This window comes from Cohnella faecalis, from assembly GCF_003570905.1.
In the GTDB taxonomy this organism is placed as follows: domain Bacteria; phylum Bacillota; class Bacilli; order Paenibacillales; family Paenibacillaceae; genus Cohnella; species Cohnella faecalis.
The window spans coordinates 1,184,286-1,210,037 of record NZ_QXJM01000039.1 but is presented as its reverse complement, the minus strand read 5'-3'; the positions used below and the strand labels follow the sequence as shown (position 1 = coordinate 1,210,037).

At 53.9% G+C, this 25,752-nt stretch carries 29 protein-coding genes, 1 pseudogene and 1 riboswitch; of the genes and pseudogenes, 3 read left to right on the top strand and 27 right to left on the bottom strand.

Annotated features, from left to right (window positions below; all coding sequences use genetic code 11):
- Positions 1–138: 138 nt before the first annotated feature.
- The 17 genes from D3H35_RS18450 to uptA form a co-directional block, all read right to left on the bottom strand.
- Entirely contained in the window at positions 139–1,335 is a 1,197-nt protein-coding gene (locus D3H35_RS18450; protein ID WP_119150690.1) for a M24 family metallopeptidase, read from the bottom strand.
- Between the two features lie 74 nt (positions 1,336–1,409).
- The gene (locus D3H35_RS18445) at positions 1,410–2,594 is read right to left on the bottom strand and encodes a Ger(x)C family spore germination protein (protein WP_119150689.1); all 1,185 of its coding nucleotides are present in this window, start codon (positions 2,592–2,594) and stop codon (positions 1,410–1,412) included.
- Between the two features lie 34 nt (positions 2,595–2,628).
- Entirely contained in the window at positions 2,629–2,850 is a 222-nt protein-coding gene (locus D3H35_RS18440) for a hypothetical protein (RefSeq protein ID WP_119150688.1), read from the bottom strand.
- Between the two features lie 109 nt (positions 2,851–2,959).
- Positions 2,960–4,483 (bottom strand): spore germination protein, encoded by a 1,524-nt coding sequence (locus tag D3H35_RS18435; RefSeq protein ID WP_119150687.1) that lies wholly within the window; start codon positions 4,481–4,483, stop codon positions 2,960–2,962.
- A gap of 18 nt (positions 4,484–4,501) precedes the next feature.
- Positions 4,502–5,596 carry a GerAB/ArcD/ProY family transporter gene (locus D3H35_RS18430; RefSeq protein ID WP_119150686.1) on the bottom strand — a complete coding sequence of 365 codons (1,095 nt, stop codon included), beginning with the start codon at positions 5,594–5,596 and terminating at the stop codon, positions 4,502–4,504.
- Positions 5,597–5,756: 160 nt separating this feature from the next.
- Positions 5,757–6,239, bottom strand: a complete 483-nt coding sequence (locus D3H35_RS18425; protein ID WP_119150685.1) for a hypothetical protein — start codon at positions 6,237–6,239, stop codon at positions 5,757–5,759.
- A 60-nt stretch (positions 6,240–6,299) separates the two neighbouring features.
- Positions 6,300–6,623 (bottom strand): hypothetical protein, encoded by a 324-nt coding sequence (locus D3H35_RS18420; RefSeq protein ID WP_233567989.1) that lies wholly within the window; start codon positions 6,621–6,623, stop codon positions 6,300–6,302.
- 116 nt (positions 6,624–6,739) lie between these two features.
- A complete protein-coding gene (locus tag D3H35_RS30830; protein WP_158594177.1) occupies positions 6,740–6,886 on the bottom strand; it encodes a hypothetical protein in 147 nt (48 codons plus the stop codon).
- 22 nt (positions 6,887–6,908) lie between these two features.
- A complete protein-coding gene (locus D3H35_RS31405) occupies positions 6,909–7,058 on the bottom strand; it encodes a hypothetical protein (RefSeq protein ID WP_167747105.1) in 150 nt (49 codons plus the stop codon).
- A gap of 26 nt (positions 7,059–7,084) precedes the next feature.
- Positions 7,085–7,978 (bottom strand): hypothetical protein, encoded by an 894-nt coding sequence (locus D3H35_RS18415; protein ID WP_119150683.1) that lies wholly within the window; start codon positions 7,976–7,978, stop codon positions 7,085–7,087.
- A gap of 17 nt (positions 7,979–7,995) precedes the next feature.
- A complete protein-coding gene (locus tag D3H35_RS18410; protein ID WP_233567988.1) occupies positions 7,996–8,940 on the bottom strand; it encodes a hypothetical protein in 945 nt (314 codons plus the stop codon).
- Positions 8,937–10,382 (bottom strand): ATPase, T2SS/T4P/T4SS family, encoded by a 1,446-nt coding sequence (locus D3H35_RS18405; RefSeq protein ID WP_233567987.1) that lies wholly within the window; start codon positions 10,380–10,382, stop codon positions 8,937–8,939. The genes D3H35_RS18410 and D3H35_RS18405 overlap by 4 nt, the downstream gene beginning before the upstream one ends.
- Positions 10,340–11,176 (bottom strand): P-loop NTPase family protein, encoded by an 837-nt coding sequence (locus D3H35_RS18400; protein ID WP_233567986.1) that lies wholly within the window; start codon positions 11,174–11,176, stop codon positions 10,340–10,342. Before D3H35_RS18400 ends, D3H35_RS18405 begins: the two co-directional genes overlap by 43 nt.
- Entirely contained in the window at positions 11,176–11,892 is a 717-nt protein-coding gene (locus D3H35_RS18395) for an SAF domain-containing protein (RefSeq protein ID WP_119150680.1), read from the bottom strand. The genes D3H35_RS18400 and D3H35_RS18395 overlap by 1 nt, the downstream gene beginning before the upstream one ends.
- A gap of 162 nt (positions 11,893–12,054) precedes the next feature.
- On the bottom strand, positions 12,055–12,684 hold the full coding sequence (locus D3H35_RS18390) for an MBL fold metallo-hydrolase (protein ID WP_119150679.1): 630 nt from the start codon (positions 12,682–12,684) through the stop codon (positions 12,055–12,057).
- Positions 12,685–12,696: 12 nt separating this feature from the next.
- Positions 12,697–13,269: a thioredoxin family protein gene (locus D3H35_RS18385; protein ID WP_119150678.1), complete on the bottom strand. Its 573-nt coding sequence runs from the start codon at positions 13,267–13,269 to the stop codon at positions 12,697–12,699.
- Between the two features lie 23 nt (positions 13,270–13,292).
- A complete protein-coding gene (gene uptA / locus D3H35_RS18380; RefSeq protein ID WP_119151216.1) occupies positions 13,293–13,901 on the bottom strand; it encodes an undecaprenyl phosphate transporter UptA in 609 nt (202 codons plus the stop codon).
- A 150-nt stretch (positions 13,902–14,051) separates the two neighbouring features.
- Between uptA and D3H35_RS18375 the strand changes: the two genes are divergently transcribed.
- Positions 14,052–14,501 carry a cupredoxin domain-containing protein gene (locus D3H35_RS18375; protein WP_119150677.1) on the top strand — a complete coding sequence of 150 codons (450 nt, stop codon included), beginning with the start codon at positions 14,052–14,054 and terminating at the stop codon, positions 14,499–14,501.
- Between the two features lie 130 nt (positions 14,502–14,631).
- Complete coding sequence (locus D3H35_RS18370) at positions 14,632–14,952, top strand: dehydrogenase (protein ID WP_378125556.1); 321 nt, start codon at positions 14,632–14,634, stop codon at positions 14,950–14,952.
- Positions 14,953–15,017: 65 nt separating this feature from the next.
- Here D3H35_RS18370 and D3H35_RS18365 read toward each other — a convergent pair whose 3' ends face one another.
- From D3H35_RS18365 to yyaC, 8 genes and pseudogenes are all read right to left on the bottom strand, one after another.
- On the bottom strand, positions 15,018–15,371 hold the full coding sequence (locus tag D3H35_RS18365) for a hypothetical protein (RefSeq protein WP_199728544.1): 354 nt from the start codon (positions 15,369–15,371) through the stop codon (positions 15,018–15,020).
- Between the two features lie 98 nt (positions 15,372–15,469).
- Positions 15,470–16,162 carry a PilZ domain-containing protein gene (locus D3H35_RS18360; RefSeq protein WP_119150675.1) on the bottom strand — a complete coding sequence of 231 codons (693 nt, stop codon included), beginning with the start codon at positions 16,160–16,162 and terminating at the stop codon, positions 15,470–15,472.
- A gap of 100 nt (positions 16,163–16,262) precedes the next feature.
- A riboswitch (cyclic di-GMP riboswitch) is annotated at positions 16,263–16,350 on the bottom strand.
- Between the two features lie 7 nt (positions 16,351–16,357).
- A pseudogene (locus tag D3H35_RS32580) lies at positions 16,358–17,043 on the bottom strand (GGDEF domain-containing protein).
- Positions 17,044–17,078: 35 nt separating this feature from the next.
- On the bottom strand, positions 17,079–18,767 hold the full coding sequence (locus tag D3H35_RS18350) for a histidine kinase N-terminal 7TM domain-containing diguanylate cyclase (RefSeq protein ID WP_119150673.1): 1,689 nt from the start codon (positions 18,765–18,767) through the stop codon (positions 17,079–17,081).
- A gap of 116 nt (positions 18,768–18,883) precedes the next feature.
- Positions 18,884–20,086 (bottom strand): class I SAM-dependent methyltransferase, encoded by a 1,203-nt coding sequence (locus tag D3H35_RS18345; RefSeq protein WP_119150672.1) that lies wholly within the window; start codon positions 20,084–20,086, stop codon positions 18,884–18,886.
- A 6-nt stretch (positions 20,087–20,092) separates the two neighbouring features.
- On the bottom strand, positions 20,093–20,749 hold the full coding sequence (locus D3H35_RS18340) for a DUF6483 family protein (RefSeq protein WP_119150671.1): 657 nt from the start codon (positions 20,747–20,749) through the stop codon (positions 20,093–20,095).
- Complete coding sequence (locus D3H35_RS18335) at positions 20,742–21,554, bottom strand: alpha/beta fold hydrolase (RefSeq protein WP_119150670.1); 813 nt, start codon at positions 21,552–21,554, stop codon at positions 20,742–20,744. The genes D3H35_RS18340 and D3H35_RS18335 overlap by 8 nt, the downstream gene beginning before the upstream one ends.
- A gap of 20 nt (positions 21,555–21,574) precedes the next feature.
- A complete protein-coding gene (yyaC, locus tag D3H35_RS18330; protein ID WP_119150669.1) occupies positions 21,575–22,090 on the bottom strand; it encodes a spore protease YyaC in 516 nt (171 codons plus the stop codon).
- 130 nt (positions 22,091–22,220) lie between these two features.
- Between yyaC and D3H35_RS18325 the strand changes: the two genes are divergently transcribed.
- Positions 22,221–22,442, top strand: coding sequence for a DUF1128 domain-containing protein (locus D3H35_RS18325; RefSeq protein ID WP_119150668.1), 222 nt, complete (start codon positions 22,221–22,223; stop codon positions 22,440–22,442).
- A 300-nt stretch (positions 22,443–22,742) separates the two neighbouring features.
- Here the strand turns inward: D3H35_RS18325 and D3H35_RS18320 are convergent, their stop codons facing one another.
- Both D3H35_RS18320 and D3H35_RS18315 read right to left on the bottom strand, forming a co-directional pair.
- Positions 22,743–23,369: an SGNH/GDSL hydrolase family protein gene (locus D3H35_RS18320; RefSeq protein WP_119150667.1), complete on the bottom strand. Its 627-nt coding sequence runs from the start codon at positions 23,367–23,369 to the stop codon at positions 22,743–22,745.
- Positions 23,370–24,161: 792 nt separating this feature from the next.
- Positions 24,162–25,748, bottom strand: coding sequence for a UDP-glucose--hexose-1-phosphate uridylyltransferase (locus D3H35_RS18315; RefSeq protein ID WP_119150666.1), 1,587 nt, complete (start codon positions 25,746–25,748; stop codon positions 24,162–24,164).
- Positions 25,749–25,752: the final 4 nt, after the last annotated feature.

The following is a 25,752-nucleotide window of genomic DNA, read 5'->3' as shown; positions in this document are numbered from 1 at the left end:
GTCCCTTCGTCCACAACTTCGGTTTATACTCTTTTTAGCATCAATACCAGACCTGTAACGGCGCGACGTTCAAAATCGGTTATAGAGCGCTTAGAAAAATATCACCTTATGCAAATCGAACGTCCTCGGGAACGAGATTCATAGACAAAACAATGTTTCGGGCGATTTGGTAAGCGCCCGGCAGCCGGTCTCGGTAACGACGTACGTATTTTCGAGGCCGACGACGCCAATGCCGGGAAAAGTAAATTTCGGCTCGACCGCGACGACCGTTCCGGGTTCCAGCGGTTCGGAAAAACCCTTGGCGAGCGCCGGCCATTCGTCAATTTCAAGGCCGATACCGTGTCCCAGAAATCGGACCTGGTCTCCCCCGAACCCCATAAAATGAGACGACAAGCCTGCTTCTGCCGCCATATTCAGCGCCTCGAAATACAATTGGTCGGGTCTCGCGCCGGGCTTTAATAAAGCCTCCGTACGCCGAACGATCGCCTCGGAGGTCTCGTATGCGTGCAGAAGCTCCTCGGAGAGCTCTCCTATAACGGCCGTACGAGTCTGGTCGATCGTATATCCGTCGATGCAGCAGCCGATATCTATCAGAATCGGCTCGTCGCGCATGATCGGACGCTTGCTTGAGCTAAGCGGAGCCGCGGGAGACAAGCCTCTGCCGCCCGCCGGCCCGTCGAAGTAGCTCGGTTCGGCGGCCGCTTCCCCGGCGGCGACGACGCCGGTCATGATTTCCTGATTGTAGCCTCTCATTCTCATGAGCCCGATATGTCCCGCTCTCCGCATCGAATTCTCGATAACGGCCATAAGCTCAAGCTCGGTCATTCCTTCCCGCAAGGAAGACAAGCCTTCCCGGAGTGCGGCATCAGCTACTTCTGCCGCTTGCGAGATTTTGTCGATCTCATAGGCGGATTTCACGCTGCGAACGACCCGCAAAGCCGCCGAGGCGTCCATCCAAGACGCTTGAGGAACAGCCTCCGTCAAACGCAAATACAACTGCGCCGGCATAACGTCCAGATCGGCCCCGATGAGTGCCGGCTTCCGGCCGAATACCTCCGGATAATCCTCCGCCAGCTTCGCTCCGAATTGTCGAAACGCCCCGAGCTCGACCGTACGCACGTCAGATTCCTCCAAAGCCCTTGCCAGACTGCGCCGCACATAATACGTCGGCTCTCCGGTCTTTGGTATGAACAAATAACCGGTCTGCATCGACCCAGTAAAATAATACAAGCCTACGTTCTGAGTGACGAGGCACCCTTCCATCCCATGCCGGGCCATCTCCTTCTGCATCCGGATTCGTCGAATAACCGCTTCATCCTTGGACCGCTTCTCCATTCCTCCGCCCCCTTGTGCAATCTATTTACCATTAGATCAAAGCGGAATGATATTCGTCAATCGGAAAGAACTCTTTATTTATTCAGCGCCTTGTCTGCGGGAATTCCGCCCGGCGAATTGAGCAGCCCCGGCCTGATAATTTGGGCATGCACTTCAATTTTTACTTTGACCTCCGAGAACGTCTCATCCCAATTGTCTTTTGCTTTTGCCCAATGTTTCGGATACTTCCGATGATAAGCCGTTCCGAAACCGACGACATCCGCCTTCTGCTCGCGCTGTATTTTCTCAAGCGCTTCCTCTATGCGTTCGGACACGGCTTCCCGGAACCCCGCTTCCAGCTTTTTGAGCAGCTTCCGATTCATCGGATTAACCCTCGTACCGTTCTGTACAATATCCCCTTCCGTATTGACTTTAACGGTCATTTTCCATGTTCCGCCCTCGATTGCAGGCACAAGCCTCACTTTCGATTTTCGGGCATTGATCGAAACGACTCCTTTCTCGATCTCATTCTCAACCGTAACGGTGTGCTGTTGCATTTCATTGCGAAGCCACAATACGCCGCGCGTCTCTTCCTTCGAAATGTTTCCCACCATCTTGCCGTCTTTAAAAATAGCGGCCCCGGAAACATAGGGAATGGTTTCTCTCTCCTTGGACGACTTGGCCTTTGGCAGAATATGAACGAGCGGAAGAGCGGCGTCCCGGGATCCCTCTTTGAGCATGATGCTAAGCTCCTCCATCGTCACGCTCATGCTCAGTTCTTTCTTCATTAACTCCCGAAGCACTTCCGAAGATGATCTTTCGATCGGCGGAAACAAGTCTAACAATTCGGATGCTTCTCCTTTGCTGACAAACATGTATCCTCTTTCTCGCGGCTGGGGATGGCGAATCAAAAAATCGAAATGCTCTATAATGCCTTCCTTCGCAACCTCTTCCCCGAAAATGAACACCTTGCATTGACCCCAAAAGATGGACCTCGGGATTTTCAACTGCAGCTTGGATAAAGCATCGGCGATATCGAGGCCCGTTTCGGATCGGATCGTCGTCTGATGGGCAGCGCCGCCGGTGCTCGCGCCGATCCCTCCTCCGCCTTTTATTTTAGGAATGAGGATTTGCACGGTGACCTTGATCGGATCGTTGTCCGGCTTATCGAAGGCGATCGCGGTTATGATGGAAAGGTCGTTCAGTTCCATTCGATCCCAGCAGCCAGTCGTCAGCAAGAGGACAGCTAGCGATAGCGTCAGCCTAATCGTGTTTTTCATGAGCGGGATTCCCCCTTGGGCAAGAGTCGGAGCGCTATTTTTCTGCAAGGGGTCTTAACGGCTTAAACAAAAGGTCAAAAAATGAAACCAAACCCGGCATATGCGGTAAATCAAAGAAAGTCATGATCCATCCGGCAAAAAGCAGCGAAACGAAAACCGCTTTATCTTTAGACGTCAGCTTCCGTACATTTTTCCACTCGTACCAGACGATGAACGCAATGGCAATCGTAACTCCCCAGAACAGAGCCTTGCTCATGCTTGTTCGGCCTCTTCCCATTTTCTATTCAATCTGGCTGCCAAACGCAGTAGCGTCGGATACATCAGCAAAGCCATTTGCAGAGCGGATATTGCCCCATTGACCAACGTCATCGCGCATCGCCCCTTCGGTTCCCGATTTCACCTTCCTTATCGGGTCCCGGCTTCTGGCCGGGCGGCTGACGGTACTGGTTGTAATGGCCCGTTAAATGCGGACGCTTCCTCATCGCCCACCAAGGCGCCCGAATCAGTACGTCTTTCATTTCGCCGAGCTTCGGCGTCTGAATGGTGGACAAATAGGGAACGCCGAAAGAACGCAAGCTGCACAAATGCAAAACGATCGCGATAAGCCCCAGCATAATGCCGAGCAGTCCCAGCGTTCCCGCAAGAACGATCAATGGAAAACGAAGCATCCGAATGGAAATTCCGGCGATGTAACGCGGAATCATAAACGAAGCGATGCCGGTCAGCGAAACGATGATGACCATCGGCGCCGATACGAGGCCGGCCTGTACCGCGGCCTGACCGATGACCAGCGCTCCTACGATACTAACCGCCGAACCAACTTGCTTGGGCAGCCGCACACCCGCTTCGCGCAGAGCCTCGAAAGAGACTTCCATGATCAGCACCTCGACGAGCGCGGGAAAGGGCACGTCCTCTCGGGAGCTTGCCATACTGAGCACCAAGGAACCGGGGACCATCTCTTGGTGATAAGTCAGCACGGCTACGTAGACGGAAGGAAGCAACAGCGACAGAGCAACGTACATGTACCGCAGCCAGCGGACGACGGTGGATACGATGAACCGCTGATAGTAATCCTCGGAGGATTGAAGCAAGGAAAAAAAAGTGATAGGAGCAACCAGAGTAAACGGCGTCCCTTCGATCAGAATGGCAACTCGCCCCTCCAGCAGATTTCCGCAAATCACATCGGGCCGTTCCGTGCTTAACAGCTGCGGGAAAGGGGAGAACGGGCTGTCCTCGATCATTTCTTCGATATAGCCGCTTTCCAGTATGCCGTCCAGCCGGATTGTTCCCAGCCTGTTTTTAACTTCTTCCACCAACGTTCGATCAACAAGTCCGTCGATGTAAGCAACGACGATTTTCGTACGGGTATACTCGCCGATTTTCATCGTTTCCATTTTCAGACTGGAGCTTTTAATGATGCGCCGAATTTGGGACATATTGACTCTGATCGTTTCGGTAAATCCTTCGCGCGGCCCTCTGACCGACGATTCCGCGCTTGGCTCCTCGATGCCGCGCATTTGCCATTTCGTAAGACCAAGCGCCAAGCCGGATGCTCCGCCCTCGTACAGGAGAATTGGCATACCGTCCAGCAAATAAGCTTCGCATTGTTCAAACGTTGAAACGTCTTGCACTTCCGACACGGTGATTAACCTCTTCAGCCGTTGGTCGAGTCCAACTGTCTCCTCATAGCTGACGCGCAATAACGGAGAAACGACATGCTCTTCGATTCCATCAGTATCCGACAACCCATCGACATAGATCAATAATGCTTCGATTCTGTCTCCAATCAAAAGCGTACGATAGCTGACGTCCGAGCATTCTGCAAAAATGGATCGGAGCGTCTCTTCATTCCGAAGCAATTCCGATTGAAGCGCAGTTGAACGTTGCACACGACTACCCCCTCTGGTTCATGCCGATTGCTGAAATTTATGTCGTATGGCTGCAACAATCAGAAGGACTAAGGGAAGCGCCGTCAGCACGGCGGGAATTTCAAATTCGGCCAGCTTTTCGAGATAATAAGCAAGATGTGGAAAGCTAGGAATATCCCAAATACTAAAGATGACAACCCAAACGGCAAGCGGATATACAACGAAACGATAGCCGCTCAGATTCAGACATTGGGTGAATGATATGACCGAAGCATAAAAGAACACCCCGATTTTTATAAAATTTCCGACTACCCACATCGCGAGCAGAAGCGCCTCCATGTTCTCGAAAAAATCGGCCAAGCTGATATACCGAAACGCAGTCAAAATGGGATACACCTTGTTGCCCGTGTCGGGACCAAGCAAAAACAGAACGAGAAAGTCTACGTACAGCATGCTGATCATAACCGCCGTCAATGAAAGAGCTCCCCATTTCCCTCCGTTATATGGATTGGAGAGACAAGGAAGAAAAAAGGTGACGATAAAGTACTCGCAAGCCCACGCCTGGGGTGTCAGCGTTCCTTTCAAGACGGGTACTAACCCCCTCTCCAGTATCGGAAAAAGGTGTTGGACATCCAAATCAGGGATCAGCATCAGCAAGAAAAGCATCGGACAAATAAAGAGCGGCGTGAAGATCATCGCGCTTCGGGCAAGAAGCTCGGCTCCGCCGCGAACGGCAATCGCCGATAACAGCATCGTCGAGGACATGACTATCAGAATGGGAGTCTTAAATAAAAAATTCCCTACTACGAAATCCCCGTATTGACGCAAGATAACTCCCGTTTCATGAATGAAATAGACGAAAAATACGATTCCGATGAGTTTGCCGGGAATGTTGCCGACGATTTTGACGCTATACTCGATAACGGTTTGACCCGGGTAGAGCTTATGCAGCCTCAGTGCGATGAAAAGGGTTAAAAATCCGGCAAATGAGGCGAATATCGGTGTCAGCCACAGGTCGTTGAACGCATACTGCGCCGTAATGGTCGGCAGAGCGAGAAAGCCGGAAGCGAGTACCGTCGGGTACATCATAAACGCCATTTGCATTGCGGATATGGCTCCGTTATCCTGCTTCATCGTTCAACGAACCTCCTCCGCCGGATGGCAGGCAGCTTGACTTCACCTCTGGTTACTATTTCGCTTTGTTGCTGTTTTCATGCAATGCGCCCACTTTTTGGTGATCCGGAAAGCGAGCAAGCCGAGGCATGCCTCCCCGGCTTCAACCTCTTTGGAATTGTCAATAAACCAATTCCGCCGAACCCATCAAATCCCATTCGATCGGCGCCAATACGCCGAACATTCGCGGATACGCCACATGAACGATCAGCACGACGCCCGGGCGGTACAGAATGGTTTCGTAATCAAAAACCGGATTCTCATAGACGTAAGGAAAGGACTCATTCTCGTTAATAACGGCCAATGCCTCCACTTTCACTCGCTCTTGAAGCGGACTGCCCGGAAGCGGCAGCAGGCTGTCGTCCAACCGCAAGTTGGCCTGCAAATAAGAGAGCGCTGCCGTTTCCGCCTGATCCTTGCTTAAAGAGAGCACTCCCAGCTCCAGCTTATCCCTGTCCAATTGCAGGGCGGCAGCATGAGCGGCTCTGTCGACCGCGCGCTTAGCTTCGTGCACCGTTCCAAGCGCGATCTCTTCATCCATCTGAAGGGCGTGTAGCGTCCACCAGACGACGATCATTAATACGCTGAACACCAGCTTGGCCATGTCGCCTTCCTATTCTCCTCCTCATTCATAAACGCTTATGTCGATAAGCAGCTCGCAAATTTATGCGTTCCCCTCCCTCAATGGGACGTACTCGCTCATTTTCATTCCTCCGGCAGACAGTCTGGCGTCCGACTCGGGAGGTTCGACGCCAATCAGGCGATCAATGCTTAGCAAACTTCCGTAAGGATAGGAAATGGCGAGACGAATGCCGACGCCCCTTGGCAGCGGAGCCGAAGCATTGTTTCCCTCCGCTCCCGTCGTTGTCGTCACCTCGTATTCCAACAGCTCCGAACGGAACCCCGTCTCGGCCAGCCGGCTTCTCGAATCCGCAATCATGCCGCCGTCTATGTAACCGTAACGGCCGCTGGCTCCGATCTCGAGCATATAATCGGCCTCCTGCTGCAGAAGGGCTTGACGAATAACGAGCACGTGCCTGTAAATAGGGGAAAACATCAGCCAACAGAACAGCGCCGAGAATAATACGAAGACGAGAAGCTGCTTCACGGGCTGATGCGGGAAACCCGATCGGACATCCGGTCACCCGATGATTGGATACGTTTCCCCGTCCCTCCGTCGCCTCGAACGGTTCCGTTATAGATCAGCACGACCGTGACGATCAGCATGACCGTCATTAACAATTGCCGCATAAGTATCCTCTCTCTCGTTCGTTTATGGCTGCAGGTTGCCAAGCGTCGTATTGGCTGTCGTTCCGTGAGTTTCGATGCGCGCTCTCGTCCCCGTATTGTCTTGGGCGACGATGGCATTGAACATGAGTGCGACTACGATCAACATCATGACCGTGATCAGAATGTTACGCATAGATGGACCTCCTCTCTCCTCCCGAATCAGGGATTTAATGAGTCGAACAATTTTGCCGCTTCCTGAACCCATGGAAACAAGAAAAGCTGGAAGGTGTATAGGATCGGTATGCCGGCGAGCACGAACAGCAAATAGGAAGACGTCTCTTTGCGGCTTGCCTTGGCCATCTCGATCTTCGCTTTGTAATCCTTGACGATGTCTCGGAGCAATCCGTACACCTCCTCGCTTTCGTGCGTCTTTAGCGTTCGGAGGCATTCGGAGAAAGCGTAAGCCTCCTCTGTGCCAAGGCGATCTTTGAAACGGCGGAGCGCTGCATCCGCATCGTAATACCATTCGTTAAGCAAAAGACCCGTTTCCCCTCTGATCGTACGGGTCAACGGCAAGCATCTCATCAGCTTGCCGTGCAGATGAAGCCGAGAGCCCGTGTAATATAGCAATTGACTGCCGACGATTACAAGCTCTCGACGAATGCGGTCCGTCCGGTATCGTTGAAAGCCGTTAAGCGCCGTGCGGTCAAAAGCTGCGGCTGCGATGAGCAAAGAGCAGCCGATCATCATGTTCCATGATGCCAAAGGCGTTATCCAGCCTATCCGCCCAAGCGAATAAACGCTCAGCCCCGCGGCCGGAAGCAACGTTATCGCCATTCTCTGCGTCGCTAAATACGCGGCGGGCGAAAGACGAATACCGCATCTTGCGAATAGAAGCTGCCGTTCCCGCAATGCCGGGCTATCCCTATCGGTTCTCCACAGCTTCAAAAACCATGGCGGAGCCCCGCCTTTCTTCCACGATTTCAAAGACACTTGCCAGCGATAGCGGCGAACGAAGCCTAGCTTCAGCACGGCGGCGAAGCCGACAAAAGCAAACGCAAGCTGGATAAACCAACTCATTGCCGATAAAAGCGACGATCCGTATTCCGTCATCGCCTCCCTCCTCTTCGCTACATTTTGCGCCGGGACAAATACAGCCCCATTAAGAAAGATCCGAACAGCAATACAACTGCGTTCAGAATCATCGCTCTTCCCGCAGGGTCGAGAACGTAATAGCGGTAACTGCTTTCCGGGTTCATCCGGAAATTGATGACTAAAAATAAAACAAGAAACAAAATCGGCGAAAAATTCGCCAAGCGAATTTCGAGAAGACGATGACGCTCCTGATGATCGGTCAATTGCGCTTTGCGCATATCCGCTATCAATTCTTGCAAATTGTGAGCGACGTTATTGCCTTCCGCCAGCGACACCTTCAGGACGTTGCCGAAATAGTCCGCCCATTCGTGGCCGAACGACAGTACGAACCTCCTCAGGCTAGCTTCGTCGTCCTCTTGAACGGAGAGATTCCGATAAAGCTGCTCGAAAATCGTCTGAACTTCGCTCGTCAGCCTCCGTTCCTCGACCGTCCGTTGGACAGCGGTTCGGACATGCCGGCATCCGCTCACGAGATAACATTGATAGAACAGCTCCACCGCAGGCAAAAATTCAAGCCGAGCCGCCGTTTGTCGGCTGACCAGCCTCATCCACAGCAGTGCGTACGGAAATAATGCCAATACCGCCGCCAGCAGCGCCGACGAACGAAAGGATTGGAAAAAGAGCATTCCTAGCGTCGCGCCGGTCACTCCCAGACAGAAGGACAACGTTACAAAGGCGTCCGTCCGCATGCTCCAGCCTATAGCAGCCAATAGATCGGAAATATGGCTATGAAGCCGAATGAACCGGGTTCGAGGAATAACCGTCGCCCGATGAATAGCCTTGTTCCGATTCGCATGCAGCCTTCGCGCAAGAGCAGCCCGATCGAGCCATGCCCGAATTCCGATCCGAAAGCATACGAACAGGAGGAAAAACAGTGCAGTCAGGAGAAAGATTCCCTGTAGCGGTGCCATCCCTGTCATGAGACGCTCACGCTTCCAAGACCGGCAAGAAAAGCGAAGCCTTCCGAATCCATTCGTTTGATCCGCAGAGCCGACTTCGGGGAGAAAGGTTCCGGGAACGTCCAGCTGTCACAGGCTTCGTCGTAGCGCGCAAGCTCCCTTACTCTGATCTCGCCTTCCAACCATTCGAACTCTCCAACTCTTACAAGTCTGCGCACTCCTCCCGCAATGCGCATTTCGAACCCGATTTGGGTGACGTGCTCGGCGATACGCCTCGCAAGACGAACGGGATTCATGCCCCTGCCGTCAAGCATGCACATATCGGCAATAGCGTCAGGAACATCCTCAAGTCCGCTGACATGAACGGATGTAATGCTTCCCTCATGCCCTCGCGTGCAAGCGCGAACGTAAATATTAGCGTCCTCGTCGCGAATCTCGGCATGGCAAATTCGTTGCGGCGATTGACGAAGAGCCAGCTTGAACGCTTGGCGCGGACCGTGCAGCGGATCGTCCTCCTCGGCTTCGTACTCTACGACGTTCTTGCTCGGAAAATCGCGAGCAAGCATAAGTTCGTAACGGCTCTCGATCGTCACGATTCTCTCCTCGTCCGGCATTGCGGAGATAAGCGCCTTGATTAGATGCGTCTTCCCGGTATTCGTCGCTCCTATGACTACCATGTTCAAGCGGCTTCGCACGATACAGAGCAGCAATTGCCTCATATTCTCGTCGATTGTTCGATATTCCGGCTTGCACAAAGCTTCAAGGTCGAATCGGCGCACCGTGTAAAACCGGATCGTAAGGGTAGGCTGCGCCGTAAACCCGAAGCCCGTCATCGTTACGCGGGAGCCGTCGAGCAAGATGACTTCCGCCCAACGTTTTCGCGGATTGATGCGATCGTTGTTGAACAAGACCAAATTTTGCTGAATCCGTTCGACATGCGCCGCGCTCTGGAACCGGTAAGGCGAAGGCACGGCTCCTCCGTCTCTAATTTCAAAAATGCGGGTTCCGACCACCTGCACTTCTTCCAAGCCTTCGCGATTACGAAATACGAGCTCCAATTCATTCATGCCGATGACTTCCGAGAACAAGGCTTCAGCCAAAGATTGATAGGGCAGCGAGCCGAAAGAAACATGCTGCATACGACGCTTAATGAGCCAATCCGAAATGACCGCCAACATTTCCGCCCTTTCCTGCGGGAAGCCGATTACCGCCCGGTTCAGCTTTTCCGCATATAGCCGACGCTCCTCCTCGCTCCAGCCACGCGGGGAAGAAAGCATGTGCCGTACTTCTTCCGTCAGCGCTCGGAACGACGACAACCCGTCCCCGCCGCTTCGTCCGGGAGCCGACGCTTCGGCGGCCCCGTTCGATACTTGCAGCTCCGCGGCGTATGCGGTCGAGGAAAATCTTTTGGACGAATCCATCATCGTTCCCTGCTGCGATGAAACATCAGCCGTCTTAGCCAAGGGCGCTCCGTTCGCAGCAGCCTCTCGTTCCAGCTCAAACGGCTAAGCATCGGATCCGCAACGGCGTCGAACGCAGCGGCATGATGCTCCTCCGTTGCCAGCCATTCATCCAATCGCCCGCTGTCGAGCTGAAGATGGACGCTGTCCAGCAGCTTCATCTCCGCGAACGATAAACACCCGGTTTCCTTACGTATTTCTTTCATCCCGAATCCTCCCGTTATCCGATTCATATCTTTCAGCAGAATCAATTGAAATTGGTCCGGAGCTATTCCGAACATCGTTCCCACTTGCCCCGTCCACCGCTGAATATCCTCTTGAAAATGGCTTAGATGGCCGGTCGTCACTAAAAATCGCTCATCCGCTTCCTTCATGGCGCAAACCGTAGCCGCGTTATCCCAATAAGCGCTCACGTCCGCAATCGTCAAATCGAAAGCTTGCTTGGACGCTTCGAGCAGCTTACGAATATCGTCCGGCTCGTAATACTCCGCTTGCTCCCGCGCCATATTGCCGAACAGGACGTGCAGCCCCTCCATTCGAGGCAACCGGTACGTATATTGGCGAAGCTTGTCTCCCGTCAACGTTCCCGCTCTTAGCTCGGGCCTTATTCCGTCCAGCGTCACTTCAGGCTTGCCGACGCCTAAGTAAAGATGGGTTTTGGCGCTCTTCAAATTCAGACATAAGTAACCAATCCGCTTGCCTGACAACGCCGCCGCCCGATAAGCCGTCCCGAAAGCCGTTACCGTCGTCCCGATGTTCGGAGTAGAGCCTGTAAAAACAGCCAATCGTCCCGACACTATTCCCCGCCCCTCTCCGGAATTTCGAACGTCGAAGCGTCAAAAGCGATAACCAGCTTTGCCTTGCCCGATTTGCATGCCGTATCGATCTGCAGCCATTGCTCTTCGGTCAAATTGAGGTTGATCGCGTCGATCGTACCGTTCGCATCTCTTCGCGAAGCATACATCCCTTCCTTGTTGCCGTTAGCCATCGACAGCAGGTTCGGATTTTTCGGATCGTCGATTTCCAAATTGGACGCCGTCTTCACTCCGGCTACTACAACGGGATCGGCGAACATTCGCCGCGATGGCATATCTTCGCCGGAGATGTATACGACTGCCCGGTCCCCCGCTCTTATCCCGCTTCCAATCGACCTCACGTAATCCCTTGGGATAAGGAACGTCGCTTGCCCCTTCTTCGGCATTAACCGAAACCGATCCACCTTCCAACGAAGCAGCGGCTCGCTTTCTCCGAGAGGCGCTGCCGTCTCCATGCCGACCGCTTCAAGCAAGTCCGTTACCATCTCATCGGTCACGGCCGCTTTCGGCAGCGACAGCAGCTGCAAGCTCTCCCGGGTTAACGTCGTCCCAGCCGGTATGAACCGGTTCGGAACGACAACGCCGGTCGTTTCGCGTTCCTTTACTTGACGCAGTTGAAGCCAATAAACTCCGTACACTAACATGCCTGATAATACGGCGGCCGATAAGCTGATCGCCGCCTGACGCTTGCGGTTCATTCCTTCACTCCTTCATTCGGGCAAAATAAAAACGCAGACGCTGGAGTTTCCTCCATCGCCTGCGTTCTTCGCAGTGCATGAGCACTTCATATGCAAGTTGTTACTGATGACTATATCAAACGCTTGAATGGGTGTAAATACTTTTTTTTCTAATTCGTGCAATTACATCCTGACATACGGATTTTCCCGCTTCTCTTCCCCGATCGTCGTCTCCGGTCCATGCCCGGGAAGAACGAGAATGGAATCGTCCAGCACGTAAAGCTTCGTTTGAATGGACCGTTCAAGCTGCGGGCCATTGCCTCCTGGCAAGTCCGTTCTGCCGACGGATCGGCGGAACAGCGCGTCGCCCGCGAACAGCAGATCGTCGCACAGAAAGCTTACGCTCCCTGGAGAATGACCGGGCGTATGCAGCACCACGAATGTCTCGCCTAGCAATTCAAGCCGATCGCCGTCGGCCAAGAGATGATCCGGAAGCTGCCCGGTCACCGGCGGAGTCACCTCGGCCCAGCGCAAGGAACCGTTCTTCGCCGGATCGACGAGCCACTCCTTCTCCAAGGAGTGCAAGTACACCGGGGCGCTGAATTTGCGCCTTAGCTCCTCGACTCCTCCAATATGATCGAAGTGGGCGTGAGTCAGCAGAATAGCTTCGAGCTTCAGCCCTTCCAGGCGGCGCAGCAGCTGCGTATCCGCCGTACCGGGATCGATGACGACAGCGGACGTGCGCTCCGCGTTAACGAGCAAGTAGCAGTTCGTCCCCAGAGCTCCAAGACTGAAGCTTTGAAACTTCAACATCGGCTCGGCTCCTTAGACTCGCGACAGAACGTCGCGGAGCTCATTCAAAATAAGCGCTTGATAGCCGGTATCTTCGCCGTAGCGGCGCATCATTTCCTGACGGGCGACCGCGATTTTCTCCTGATAGTCTGGCGCTTCCCGGTCCGGGTTCGCTTGCTTGAAAGCGTTCATGACTTCTTGCACGTACTGTGGACGCGCTCCCCATTTGCCGAGCAGCACGCCGCCCGTATCCGTGAACAGAACGACCGGAATCGCCCGTCCGCCCATCGTCAAATGCTGGTCCATCAGATCGAGATGGTCTTCCATAATGAGTACTTCCGTCGGAATGCCCGCGGTTTCCGTCGCTTGGAATACGACCGGAACGTTACGGACGACGTCTCCGCACCAATCTGCAGCCAGAATAAGACAGCGCAAATCGTCGCGGTTGTTGAGCGACTCGAAAAACTCCTGCAGCTCGCTGTCCGGCCAGGCGAACTTCTCGTGCCACGAAGCGAACGCCTCTTTGTTTTTGGTCATGCTCTCCATAAATTGGCGAGGCTTCAGTCCTTTACCCAGCTTATCGGCCAATTGTTGTCCCGAACTCATGCACGATCCCTCCGATTGAATGATTACAAGCTTTTGCCGCGTTTGCGCAAATACTGAACAACGAAGAAAACAATTAGAATGACGATAGCACACAATATGATCGGCTGCACGTAAGGCGCCGCCTTCTCGTCGATTTGCTCCCATTGATCGCCGAGCGACCAGCCGAGCCAAACGAATAGAATCGACCATGGGATCGAAGCAAGCACGGTCAAAATCGTAAACGTGCTCAGCTTCATCTTCGCCATTCCCGCGGGAATCGAGACGACCTGTCTCATAACGGGTACGAAGCGGCCGGTGAACACGATGATCGTGCCGTATTTGTCGAACCAGCGTTCGGCGATATCAATATGCTTCGCCTTAATATGCAAGTACTTGCCGAATCGTTCCACGAAAGGACGACCCCCGTAGCGGCCGATTGCATACAGCAGCCATTGCTGCAGGATTGCGCCGATGACGCCGCATATAACCGCCCCAAGAAAAGTAATATCCCCTTGGCTGACCAGGTATCCGCCATACCCGAGCACGACTTCGCTAGGAATGACTTCAATCGCCAGTCCGATAATGATTCCCCAATAACCAAGGCTTTCCACCCATTGGAGCAATTGCGACAACCATTCGTGAATCGTATCCATCATGGCTCAGATCATTTCCCCTTTCGCTATGAACCTCTCTATTCTACCATATGAATCCAATCATTCACAAAACGAAAAGGGCTTGTCATGCAAGTACGAGCCCTTGCATACAATCCGGTAGCAGGACAAAGTTGAAGAGGAGAGAGCCGGATGAACAAAGTCGTTATTTTAAGCAGAAAAAAAATTCAGTTTTATGCGATTCTAGCCGTCATTGTCGTAATTGCCGTGTCGCTCATCGGGTGGCAGCAATCGAGGCCCGCATCCGCCCCCGCGCATGACGGAACGCAAGTCTATCAGCTTGTGACGGGAGAATTCAACGCCACGACGGACAGCGGAGAGAAACTTGAATCGTACGGCTTCCATCCGGGCGTCATAATCGTCAAAAAAGGAAGCCCCGTCGAGTTGCGGATTACCGGCATTAACGGCCAAACCCACCCGTTCGTCATTGAGGGCCTCGGCATTACGGGCGAAGTGCGAAAAGGCAAAACGACCGTCGTTCGGTTCACCCCTAAGGAAGCCGGCACTTATTCGATTATATGCCAAACGCACAGCGACTCCAAAAGCGGCGGTCCGATGGTCGGCTACCTGATCGTCCAATAATGGAATAATAGAACGAACAAGCCGTCGGCTCCTTTCAGCCGCGGCTCTTTTTTTCGCGACTCTCGACCGAATCTCTCCTCCCTGTGTCCCGCTGCCCGGATTTCGCATAGGGTATGGCAAGAGAGGCACGGTGATCAGTGTGAAAATGGGACAGGAAAAACATTCCGCACCGCTTCCGACGGCTCGCAGCATCCGACGGGCGTGCAGCAACGAGCTGTACCGGACCGCCAAACGACTAAAGCAATATGTACCGGCGGATAAAATGGAGCAAGCCGAGAAGCTATACGTCAAACGCGTGATCGGTCATTTGCTGTGGATCGCGGATAATCGCAGCAATAGAAAGGCGCTGGCCGACTGGTGGGAAAAAGAAGTGAGTGCGGAAATCGCGGAATTGTGGAACGTGGATCGAACGCGGCTTTCCGAAGCTTTCCGGCAAGCGTTCGGGGGATAGAAATAAACAAGCGGGGCAGACGGCCGACAGCCGTTGCCACGCTTGTTGTGATGCGTCTTTCTCTATTAGCCGATAATGGCGAACGTCTCGACTCCCGCCGGAATGATGCGAGTGCGGAACAGTATGCCTGACGCGCTGAACACTCGCAGCGTGAACGCCACTCTAGTGAGCGTGGCAACGTTAAATCGTACGACGCCGTTGCGGTCAAATCTTGCGGTATCGACCAGCACGCCGCCTCGCGACAGCCGCGCGAAGAAGCCGGTCGTATTGAACGGAACGCCGTTGATCTGAACCCAAACGACAGTCAGTCGCGGAAATATCGGCGCTTGTCTTACGCTCACAGGCTTTGTCAGCTTGGTGCGGATCACTCGAAACTTCTTCGAATCGCCACGAGGAGGCTTAGGAAACTTGACGGCCATTGGAACACCCCTTTCGATAATGCTCCAATGTATGCAAGTGTCCCTCCGTCTTTCACGGACAATCTCCTATCCTCAAGCGTCTATTTTACAATAGATTTCTAGCCGTTGAACGATCTTTGCTTACCCGCTCTTTTCCTCGACTCGACATGGTTCTCCACTTGACGCTTTAGAACGAACGCGCGCAACGAACGCAGCATGTCCGGTTCTTCGAGTGTCATGATTGCGCCAAATATGTAAATATCCTCCACTCGATCCCGTCTCTTCAATTCAAGTCCGCAAGCGAATACAAGTCCGGCGTCCACGATTCCTTTCATCACGGCGCCTTTGCTTATATCGTGCGTTTCCGGAGCTTCGAACCCGATACCGGAGATGCTGATGTTGCGTAGAGGAACGATGAGCGGCTGCTCCAGAACGCGCTCGACTCCGCTCTCCCTAATGTGGGAAATGCTCAAGCTCCCGCTAATTTCGACTCGGGGATGCTCACGCTTCTCTTCGAATCTTTTGCGAATGGCCGGAGGCTGAATCAGGGCGATAGCCCCGTCGTATTTGGCAAATACGATAGATTGAATAGTCTGAATGCCTACCGGAGAGTATACGGTCAGCTTTACGGTTTCTCCCAAATTGAACAGGTCGAATTCAGCCAGCTCGACCTCGAACAGTTCGCCCTCCACATGAGTCATGAGCCCGGTCGATACGAAGTTCTGCTTCTCGACGACCGTCCGGCAATGAAGAAGAGCTGCAAGCGGCAACAATACTTTTTCCTCTGACATTCCTTGTCCGATACGAACCATGCCGCCAGTCCCCTTCCTGCTTGTATGTGAGAAATAAAACAGGCCGCTCATCTTCGATAGAGAGCAGCCTGTTTCGCCTGAAAACCCGCGTCGGGGAAGTTCCGGCAGCCAGGCTGTCATTGTTCCGGGGAACGTTAGACCCTGTGGCTTTGCGTCCTTGCCTTTCGACAAGTTTGCCCTTATCGGTAGTAGCTTTTACGCATGCATTCTTCGATTGACGAGCGGATCGGCCCGTTGCTTGTCGGCGTACATTTTACAATCGGCTGCCCGCATGAGCTGCTCCAGCGTGCGTCCTTCCTCCGGAAATACCGCGTAACCGATACTCATCGACAGAGGATGATGGTTCCATCCGGCGGACAGCTCGATAAGCTTCTTGTTCAGCCGCTCGCCGTACTTTTCCAATGCGGCGGAATCGCCGTACGGACAAAGCACGAGAAATTCATCGCCCCCGATGCGTCCCACGATTTCGCCAAGCGTGGACTGCTCCCGCAGCGTACGCGCAACTTTGCAAAGCAACCCGTCCCCCGCTTCATGGCCCAGCTTGTCGTTAACTCTTTGAACTCGTCCAGATCGATCAGGACGACGGCGAATTTGCGGTTCGAGCGCTCCGCTTTCATGACCAGCTTGGGAAAGCATCGGGCAAGAAAGCGCCGGGTAAAGGCGCCGGTCAAAAAATCCAGGTCGGCCGACTCCTTCAAACGGTCGTAGCTCCGTCCGAGAAACCAACCGAGCACCCCGGCGGCGATCCCGAAGCCGACTCCGGCGCTGCCAGCAAGCCAAGATCCGCCCTCCGAAGCGTCGGCAAGAGCGACAATCAAAAAGACCGTTAGCGTCAGCAAGCCTGCAAGCCCGATTCCGATGATCCGTCCGGATTTGTACATGCTCCTTCACTCCTATCCGCCTTTGCCTGTCGTCGTCAATGGGCAGCTACTACCCGGTTGCGGCCTTCGTTCTTCGCTTTGTATAAAGCCGAATCCGCCCGCGAGAACAGCTCCCGCAAATATTCCTTCGGATCGTCGAAATGCAAATCGGCCGAATCCTCGGAAAGAATGCCCATGCTGATCGTCACGTTAACCTGTTCGTTGCCGGAATGCACGATATTGTCCGATATCGCAGTCATGATGCGGTCCGCCAGCAATTCGGCTTGCTCCCGGTTCGTATGAGGCAAGTATATCGTAAATTCTTCGCCGCCGTAACGAGCCAAAATATCCGTTCGGCGAAGCTTCGCGCGCACGGCGTCGGCTGTTCCCCGAATGACCTCGTCTCCGACCAAATGGCCGTACCGGTCGTTAATTTGCTTGAAATGATCGATGTCGAACAGAAAAACGGAGAACGGAATGTGATATCTCATATTCAGAAGAACTTCATGCTCCATCTGCTGCATAAGGTATCTCCGATTGTAGCAGCCGGTCAGCCCGTCCGTTACCGCCATCTGCTCCAGCTTCTGATTGACCCGGAACAGCTCCTCCTGGATCGTAATCAACTCCAGGTTTCTCTCGTGCAGCGCCTCGTTCTTCCGGTTCATCTCGTCAACCAGCTTGCGGAGCTCGCTTACGTCATGGAAAGTAATGACGCGTCCGAGCAGCGTTCTCCGATCGTCGAGAACGGGAGAAATCAGAATGGAGACGTGCCGGTTCTGATTGTCCTGCAACGCGATCTCAAGCTGCATTCTCTCTTGAGGATGATGGCGGTACTTGTACAAAAATTCGTAGACTTCTCCTTGTGCGCGCAGCGGAGACAGAAATTTCTCCATCTCGAACGTATTGCCCTTGGAGGTAGTAACGAACGGCAAGGCTCCGCGATTCACTTCCAGCACCTTGCCGTTCTCATCCACAACGATAATCCCCATCGTCATATGCTCGAAAATGTCTCTCTGGGCCATACTCAAGATGTCGAACATACCGAAGCGGTAGATGGCCACGACGAAGCAGCAGTCCGACAGCAAAATACCGATCGACATCAGCCCCGGAATGACGGGCAGCCAAGGCGACAGAAAAACATTAATAAGCATATCGAGCACGCTAAACCCCGTCAGAACGAACATCCCGATGACGGCGGTGGCGAGCTGCTTCCGCTGGTTCAGGGAATTAACCGTCTTCAACGCGCTGAACATGTTCAGCAAGGCGGTAAAGAAATAGACGAACTCCGTAATGACGAGCAGCCAGAACAGCGGACCGTACTCACGGTTAAAGTAGTCGTCGCCAATCGATTTCATAAACAGCTCGTTCGGATTCCATATGACGCCGGCTACGCTCAGAAGAGAAGGCAGCATATACAGATAGAATCTGCCGGATTTCAGATGGGAGGCCCGTCCGGTTAAAAAGAAGACAAAGACAAGCCACCCTGGACCGAGAAGCGCCAGGGCGGAAAACGATAGTTTTACGAAATAAAGCTGGTACTCCGCCAATCCCGCCGTCGCGGTCAGGAACTGACCAAGCGGCCAGAGCATCATTATAAAGTGAAAAGCCAAATATACTTTGTGCGTCTGCGTGATCCGATTGAATGCGAGAACACAGATAAATAGAATAAACAAGGCTATGAATAATAAAAAATCAGGCCACGAAACTCCCAAGGCGTTCACCTTTTCGCGTATGGTCTGGAACATATTACAAAATTACACTTTGAGTTTATCATATTGTTCTTTTTTTCGACAACAGCAAAACCAGCCTTTCGACCTGCTTCTTTAACATTTATTAGCAGAAAAGCGACTTTGCTCTTATTTTATTCGGACTTTGGGCGTATTTCCGCCAAACGCTTTTCCATGAACGGAGAAATGCTGAGCAAGTCCCGGAAGACGGCATATTCCGCCGCCGTCTCCTCCGATCGGTCGCCGCTTCCTCTCACGGCCCGGATCAGCAGGTTTTTCGGCGTATGCTCCAAATCGATGAACTCCATAATCTGCGTCCGATAGCCGGCTTGTTCAAGCAAATTAGCGCGAACGGCGTCCGTGACAAGCGCGGCGAACCGCTCCTTCAGAATTCCGTGCTTAAGAAGCGGAGAGAGCGCCGGCTGTTTGATTTGCTTGAACAGCTCATGCTGGCAGCACGGCACGGAGAGAATAACGGAGGCATCCCACGAGATCGCTTGCAGCAAGGCGGCATCCGTTGCCGTATCGCATGCGTGAAGGGTAACGACCATATCGACGGAGGCTTCTCCGCGATAATCGGAAATATCGCCGACGAAGAAAGCCAGCTTATCCCATCCTAAATCGACCGCTAGCTTGGAACATGTTTCGATGACGTCTTTTTTCAAATCCAGACCGATAATCCGTACGGGAAGCCGCTCGCGGACCGCCAGCAAATGATAAAGCGCGAACGTCAAGTAGGATTTGCCGCAGCCAAAATCGACTACCGTCAGTTCTTTGCCCCGCGGCAAGTCGGGCAGGACGTCAGACACCATTTCGAGAAATCGGTTAATTTGGCGGAATTTATCGTACTTCGCTTTGACGACGCGTCCGTCTTCGGTCATGACGCCGAGACGGACGAGAAACGGAACCGGCTCCCCTTCGGGAATAACGTACGCTTTGGAACGATTATGGGATTGCGCGGCGCTCGATGCGGCTTTGATCTTGGAAGTGGCCGCGCCGCGAAGTAAGGTCAGCTCGCCCTTTTTGTTCGCCAGCACCTGAACGTCCGCTTCCGGCGTTTTGAACAGCGCCTGCTTGTAAGCAGCCATCGTCTCGATGAGCTGCGCCTCCGCTTGCTCCGCAGGAACGTTGTCATGGTAGGCTTTGTTCCCTTGCAGACTCTCGAATTGATAGAACGTGCCGTTCTTCATGGCGATGGGACGCACCGTAAGCTTGGCGGCGATGTCGCCGTCCTTGCGGCGAGGCTGGCTGAACGTAGCCTGAAGAAGCTGCCCCTCCGCGACCGTCTTGCCGACGAAGGCGAGCCAGCCCTCAAGCCCTTTTTCTTTTATCGTCATCGTTCATCAAGATCCCTTCAACAGCGAATTCCACTCTCGCAGCCCGCTCTCCAGCTCGAAGCGCGACAAGCCTCCCGCTTCCAGCTCTTCGTCCGTCAGCAGGGCAAGCCTTTGGTAGAAAGAGGTCCCGTCCTCGTTCGAAGCGACCGATACGTTCTGAAGCTCGAACAGCGTATTCTCGGCTTCCGCGTAACGGCCTTCTCTCTCATGCCAATCCATAACCGCACGATAAGTTTCCGGCTCCCAATCGTAGCCGTCGAGAGAAGCGAGCAAGCGATCCACCCGGGGCCTTGTATCCCAGTTGTCCGGGTCAGCGTTTTGTTTGAGCAAAAACAAATTCAGACGAAGCGCCTTCTCGAATCTCGGCACGCTCGCTTCCGTCCGGCCGAGGTCGGACAGAAGCTCCGCCTCCTCCTGTAAAAACGCGGACAAGACGGCAACCGATTCTCCGTTCACGACATCGCCGACGCTTAGCATTTTCAACAAATTGTCGTCGGACAAGCCCATCGCGATCCGACTTTTGAGACGAAGCTCGCGGCTTAAGTAGTCGTCTACCAGCACGAGAGCTTCATCCGGCTTCTTCTGTTCGCGAAGCCCCATAATTACGCCTAGCGCCTTGGCCGACTGAGCGATCATCCGCATCAGGAAATCGCGCTCAAGCACCGCCGGAGCCCTCGTTGGCCGCTATGAAAGAAATCAAAGCATCCGCGAATTCCTGCGGAGCTTCCAGCATTCCCATATGTCCGACGCCTTTGAGCGTGACTTGCGTCAAATGAGGCTTCGGCTTAAGAATCGGAAACCGGCGATCCGGCGTTATAATATCGTCCTTCTCGCCGGCCAGCAGCAGAACCGGGAGGTCGGGCATTTCCAGCACGTTCGTGCGATCGGAGCGCTCGCGCATGCCAAGAGCGCAGCCGATCGCTCCTTGAGGCGCGGTGCCGTAGCCTATTTCCTTCGCGAAATTGATTTTGCCCTTCATCGTCTCCCGGTGATCCTTAGCGAATAGCTTCGGAATCAGCTCGTCCACGAACGGCGAAATACCGCCCGTTCTGATTTGATCGACCGCTTTGAGACGGCCCGTCTTGCCGGGACCCGTATCGGGCAACGAAGTGGAATGCAGCAGTCCGTAGCCGAGCAGACGTTCCCGATGGCGCTGCGCGAAAGCGAGCGTAACGTAACCGCCGAGCGAATGTCCGAAAAGAAATACTTTGGATAGCTGCATCGCATCGAGGAGCACGTCCAAGTCGTCGGCTAGCTGCTCCATTTTGTAGACGCCTTCGGTGGCGGAGGAGCTTCCGTGTCCGCGAAGATCCGGTACGATAACCCGGTATTTTGCCGACAGGATCGGAAGGATTTCTTCGAAATAGCGATGGCTGCCGCAATAACCGTGCAGCAGCACGATCGGCGTGCCGGTGCCCTCGTCCTGGCAAGCCATCGTGGTGGAGGTCGATCTTCTCAAGTTTCTCATCGTACACAACCCTTCTCGTTTTAAGGCCGCAAATGGCGGATAATAGCGTCCGTAATATCGTGCGCCATATTCATGACGCGATAAAGCGAAGTGGATTGCAGCGAGGCATACGGCTTCGGTCCGTACGAGTTCACGATGGCGGCGATGCTGTAGGCTCCGACCGAAGGCAGCCGTTTGCCTACCGATTTGGCAGGCTCCAACGGTCCTTCGGCGACGACGTACAAGCCTATCGTTTCCGTCCGTCCCAGACATGCGTCGATAGCCACGACCGGGCGGCCCAGCGGCAGCGCAGCTGCTACGGAGGGCAGCTTGTCCGCGTCGCACGGTTCCTTGAGCGTACCGATAACGTTCGTCACGCCGCGCTCCTCCAGCATCGTTCCGACAAGCGGCCCCAGACAATCGCCCGAGGAACGATCGGTTCCGATGCATAGGAACGTCAGATCGGATAGTTTGTGCGCGGCGGAAATCCGGCTTATGAAACTCGCGACTCCGTCCGCATTCACTCGTTCCGAATGGCGCCGCTGCGTATCGTTCATTTTCTTTTCCCCTGTTCGACTATCGTTCCAATATTCTCAAGGTTACCATGTTGACGCTCCGAACGCCAATATAACCGCCCTTATGTGGTACAATAGAAAGCATCCCCATTATTCGGAGAGGAAGATGACCGTGGATTTATCGAATCCTACACAAGCGAACGTCGAATATATGATCGAGGCTATTAAAACGAAGCTGCGCATGGCTACCGGAGCCGCGATGCAAGCGTCCAGCTTCAGCATTGGCAAATACGAGGATATTAAGGACATCTACGATATGATCGACTCCAAAGACAGATTCAGCATTAGCGAGGTAGAAGCTATTGTGTCGGAGCTTGGGAAGCTGCGGGGGTAAAGAGGCGCAGAAGATTAAAACAGGACGGAGCAGCGCTGCATCGCTTCGTCCTGTTTTTATTTTTAATTTGCCGGCGTTTTTCGAAAAGCATTCGCCCCCCTGCAGCTTGCCTTCGCCAATCCTGCCCTAGCGACGTATTTGCAAGACTATTTCTCATAGCTCCGGCCTCTCACAGTCGCAGCTTGAGACTTATAAGAAAACTTCTTGCTGCTAGCATCTCGCCCCGTTCAAAGTCGAAGGCTGCTCCTCCAGTCAATTCTGACCTTCCGGAACAGCCTCTTCGCAACAAACAAAATCGCGTTACGCTTCTACCGCTTCAAGCCAAGCTTTCGCAATCAACGCATGTCCCGCCGGGGATGGATGAACTCCGTCTCCCGCCCAATACGCGGGCGTCTGTCTCGCGCTTGCAGCTGCGAACAGTCCGTCGAGCGGCACATAAGCCGCCCGATATTCTCTCGCGAGCTCGCGCACGACCTGAATTTTCGGATCGAGATCCTCACGCCAGCCTTTGCGGTCCTCGGGAACCGGAAGAACGAACGGCTCGATGAGAACCAGCTTCGCATCCAGGCTTTGCTTCGCGTGTTCGATAATTCGCCTGTAGCCGTCCTCGTATGCCTGGGTCGACGTCGCATCTCCGCTATCGTACCTGCGCCATGTGTCATTGATTCCGATGTAGATCGACAGCCAAGTCGGGGCGAGATCCAGGCAATCCTCCTGCCATCTGCGCTCCAGATCGACTACGCGATTGCCGCTAATGCCGCGGTTCAAAAACCGCACGTTTTTCTCCGGGTACTTGCGGCCGAATTCGGCAGCCGTAAACTGCGCGTATCCGTTGCCCAAGCTGTAAGGATCGCCGCGATCCCGTCCGCAATCGGTGATGCTGTCACCTTGGAACAAGACTACCTCATTTTCTTCGATTCGAGTCATCGTATTTTTCCTCCGTCCTTTATGCTCTTCAATGATTGTTTGCCTATCACCATGAAGAAGCAAGTTCCGAGTTGTCCTGCAGTCTAGCGAAAAAGCCATTATGCAAAAGGGGGTTCATGACGAAAACGACCTATACTCCCATATTCGAGTAATCGAGAAGAAATTCCTTCACACAGTATGCATCCTGGCTAGCAACAGTGGGATGAGGTCCCATACTTTCGGCGTAAAACGTGTTTGGATGAGCAACAGTGGGACGAGGTACCTTACTTCCGGCGTAAAACGCGTTTGGACGAGCAACAGTGGGACGAGGTCCCTTTCTTTCGACGAAAAATGTGTTCGGCTGAGCAACAGTGGGATGACGTCCCATACTTTCGGCGAAAAATGTGTTCGGATGAGCAACAGTGGGATGACGTCCCATACTTTCGGCGAAAAATGTGTTCGGCTGAGCAACAGTGGGATGACGTCCCATACTTTCGGCGAAAAATGTGTTCGGCTGAGCAACAGTGGGACGAGGTCCATACTTTCGGCGTAAAACGTGTTTGGATGAGCAACAGTGGGACGAGGTACCTTACTTCCGGCGTAAAACGCGTTTGGACGAGCAACAGTGGGACGAGGTCCCATTCTTTCGACGAAAAATGTGTTCGGCTGAGCAACAGTGGGATGAGCTCCCTTTCTTTCGGCGTAAAACGCGTTTGGATGAGCAACAGTGGGATGAGGTCCCATACTTTCGGCGTAAACCGCGCCTCGACGAGCGCTCTCCCGATCTCAAGACAGCCCCCCTCTCATGCCGATCTAGACAAGCGCCGTCCCGACGAGAAACCGGCGGAACGCTTCTCTTCCTTCCGGTTCGGCTTTGAATACGCCGCCATCCTTCAACACGGCGTAAAACTTGTCCCCGACCGCCGACTTCAGCAGTTGATCCGCATGCGCCGCGCTGTTGCCGGTGCCGTAAGCAGCGACCAGCTCTCCAATCCAGTCAGCATGCTTGCCGAGCGGATGATTTTCCGCGCGAAGCGCTTCGGAATCGAACGGCGCAGCGCCGGTAAGAATCTCGGCGATATCCGCAAGCTCCTGCTGCAGCCTCCCGGGCAGCACGGCGAGTCCCATAACTTCGATCAGCCCGATATTTTCCTTCTTGATATGATGCAGCTCGCGATGCGGATGGAAAATACCGTCCGGATGCTCCTCGCTCGTTCGATTGTTGCGCAGCACAAGATCAAGCTCGAATTCCCCGCCATCCCGAAACCTCGCGATCGGAGTGATCGTGTTGTGCGGAGTGTCGCCCGTAAAAGCTGCAATGCCCGCATCGGGATCGCTATAGGATTGCCATTTGTCCAGAACGGATTTCGCCGTCCGAAGCAACGCCTGCTTGTCGGCCGCACGCAAGCGAAGCACCGACAACGGCCATTGGACGATGCCGAGCCGCACTTCAGGCTCTGCGCTGGCGGCGTACCATTCCGCGACCGGCGCCGTCTCCATCGGAAACACGTGGCGTCCGGCCTGAAAGTGGTCGTGATTCAAAATCGAGCCGCCGACAATAGGCAAATCCGCGTTAGAGCCGATAAAATAGTGCGGCATGCTTTCCGTAAAATCGAGAAGACGCGCGAACGTCTCCGGACTGATCTTCATGGGGACGTGTTCCTCGCGGAAGACGATGCTGTGCTCGTTGTAATAGACGTACGGCGAATACTGGAAGTACCAATTCTCGCCGCTAAGCGACAATGGAAGGATCCGAAGATTCTGTCTGGCCGGATGATCCCGCCTACCCGCGTATCCGACGTTCTCCTTGCAGAGCAGGCATCTCGGATATTTCGCGGGCGGCAGCGTCTTGAGCAAGGCGATTTCCCGAGGATCCTTTTCCGGTCTGGACAAATTGACGGTAATCTCCAATTCTCCGTCGGGCGTCGAGTGCCGCCAGTAGCCGTTCATACGAATCCGATCCATGCGGATGTAGTTCGAGTCGATATTGAACCTGTAAAACCAATCCGTCGCCGCAACGACGCCCTGCTCCCGAACCAACCGCTCGAACTCCCGTCGGGTTTCCGAAGGCCGCGGCATGAGAAGCCCCATAATGCGGGCGTCGAACAGATCGCGAAACGTCAACGTATCATCGTCCATAAGCCCCATAGCCGCAGCCGAGTCAAGCAAAGGCTCAAGCAGCGGAACCGGGCTGTCCGGCAAAGGCTCGGATGCGACTCCCTCCGCTACTTCGGCCGACTCCGTCAACCCGAACAGGTCCAATAGCGAATTGCGGGCGAAATCGATGTCGGCCCCTTCGATAAATCCGGCCCGCAGCGCGTAGTGAACGAGACGCTCAATGCACAGCGCCACGGACTCCTCGGAAGGAAAGGTCCCTACACGTGCTTCTTCTGTAGTCATACGG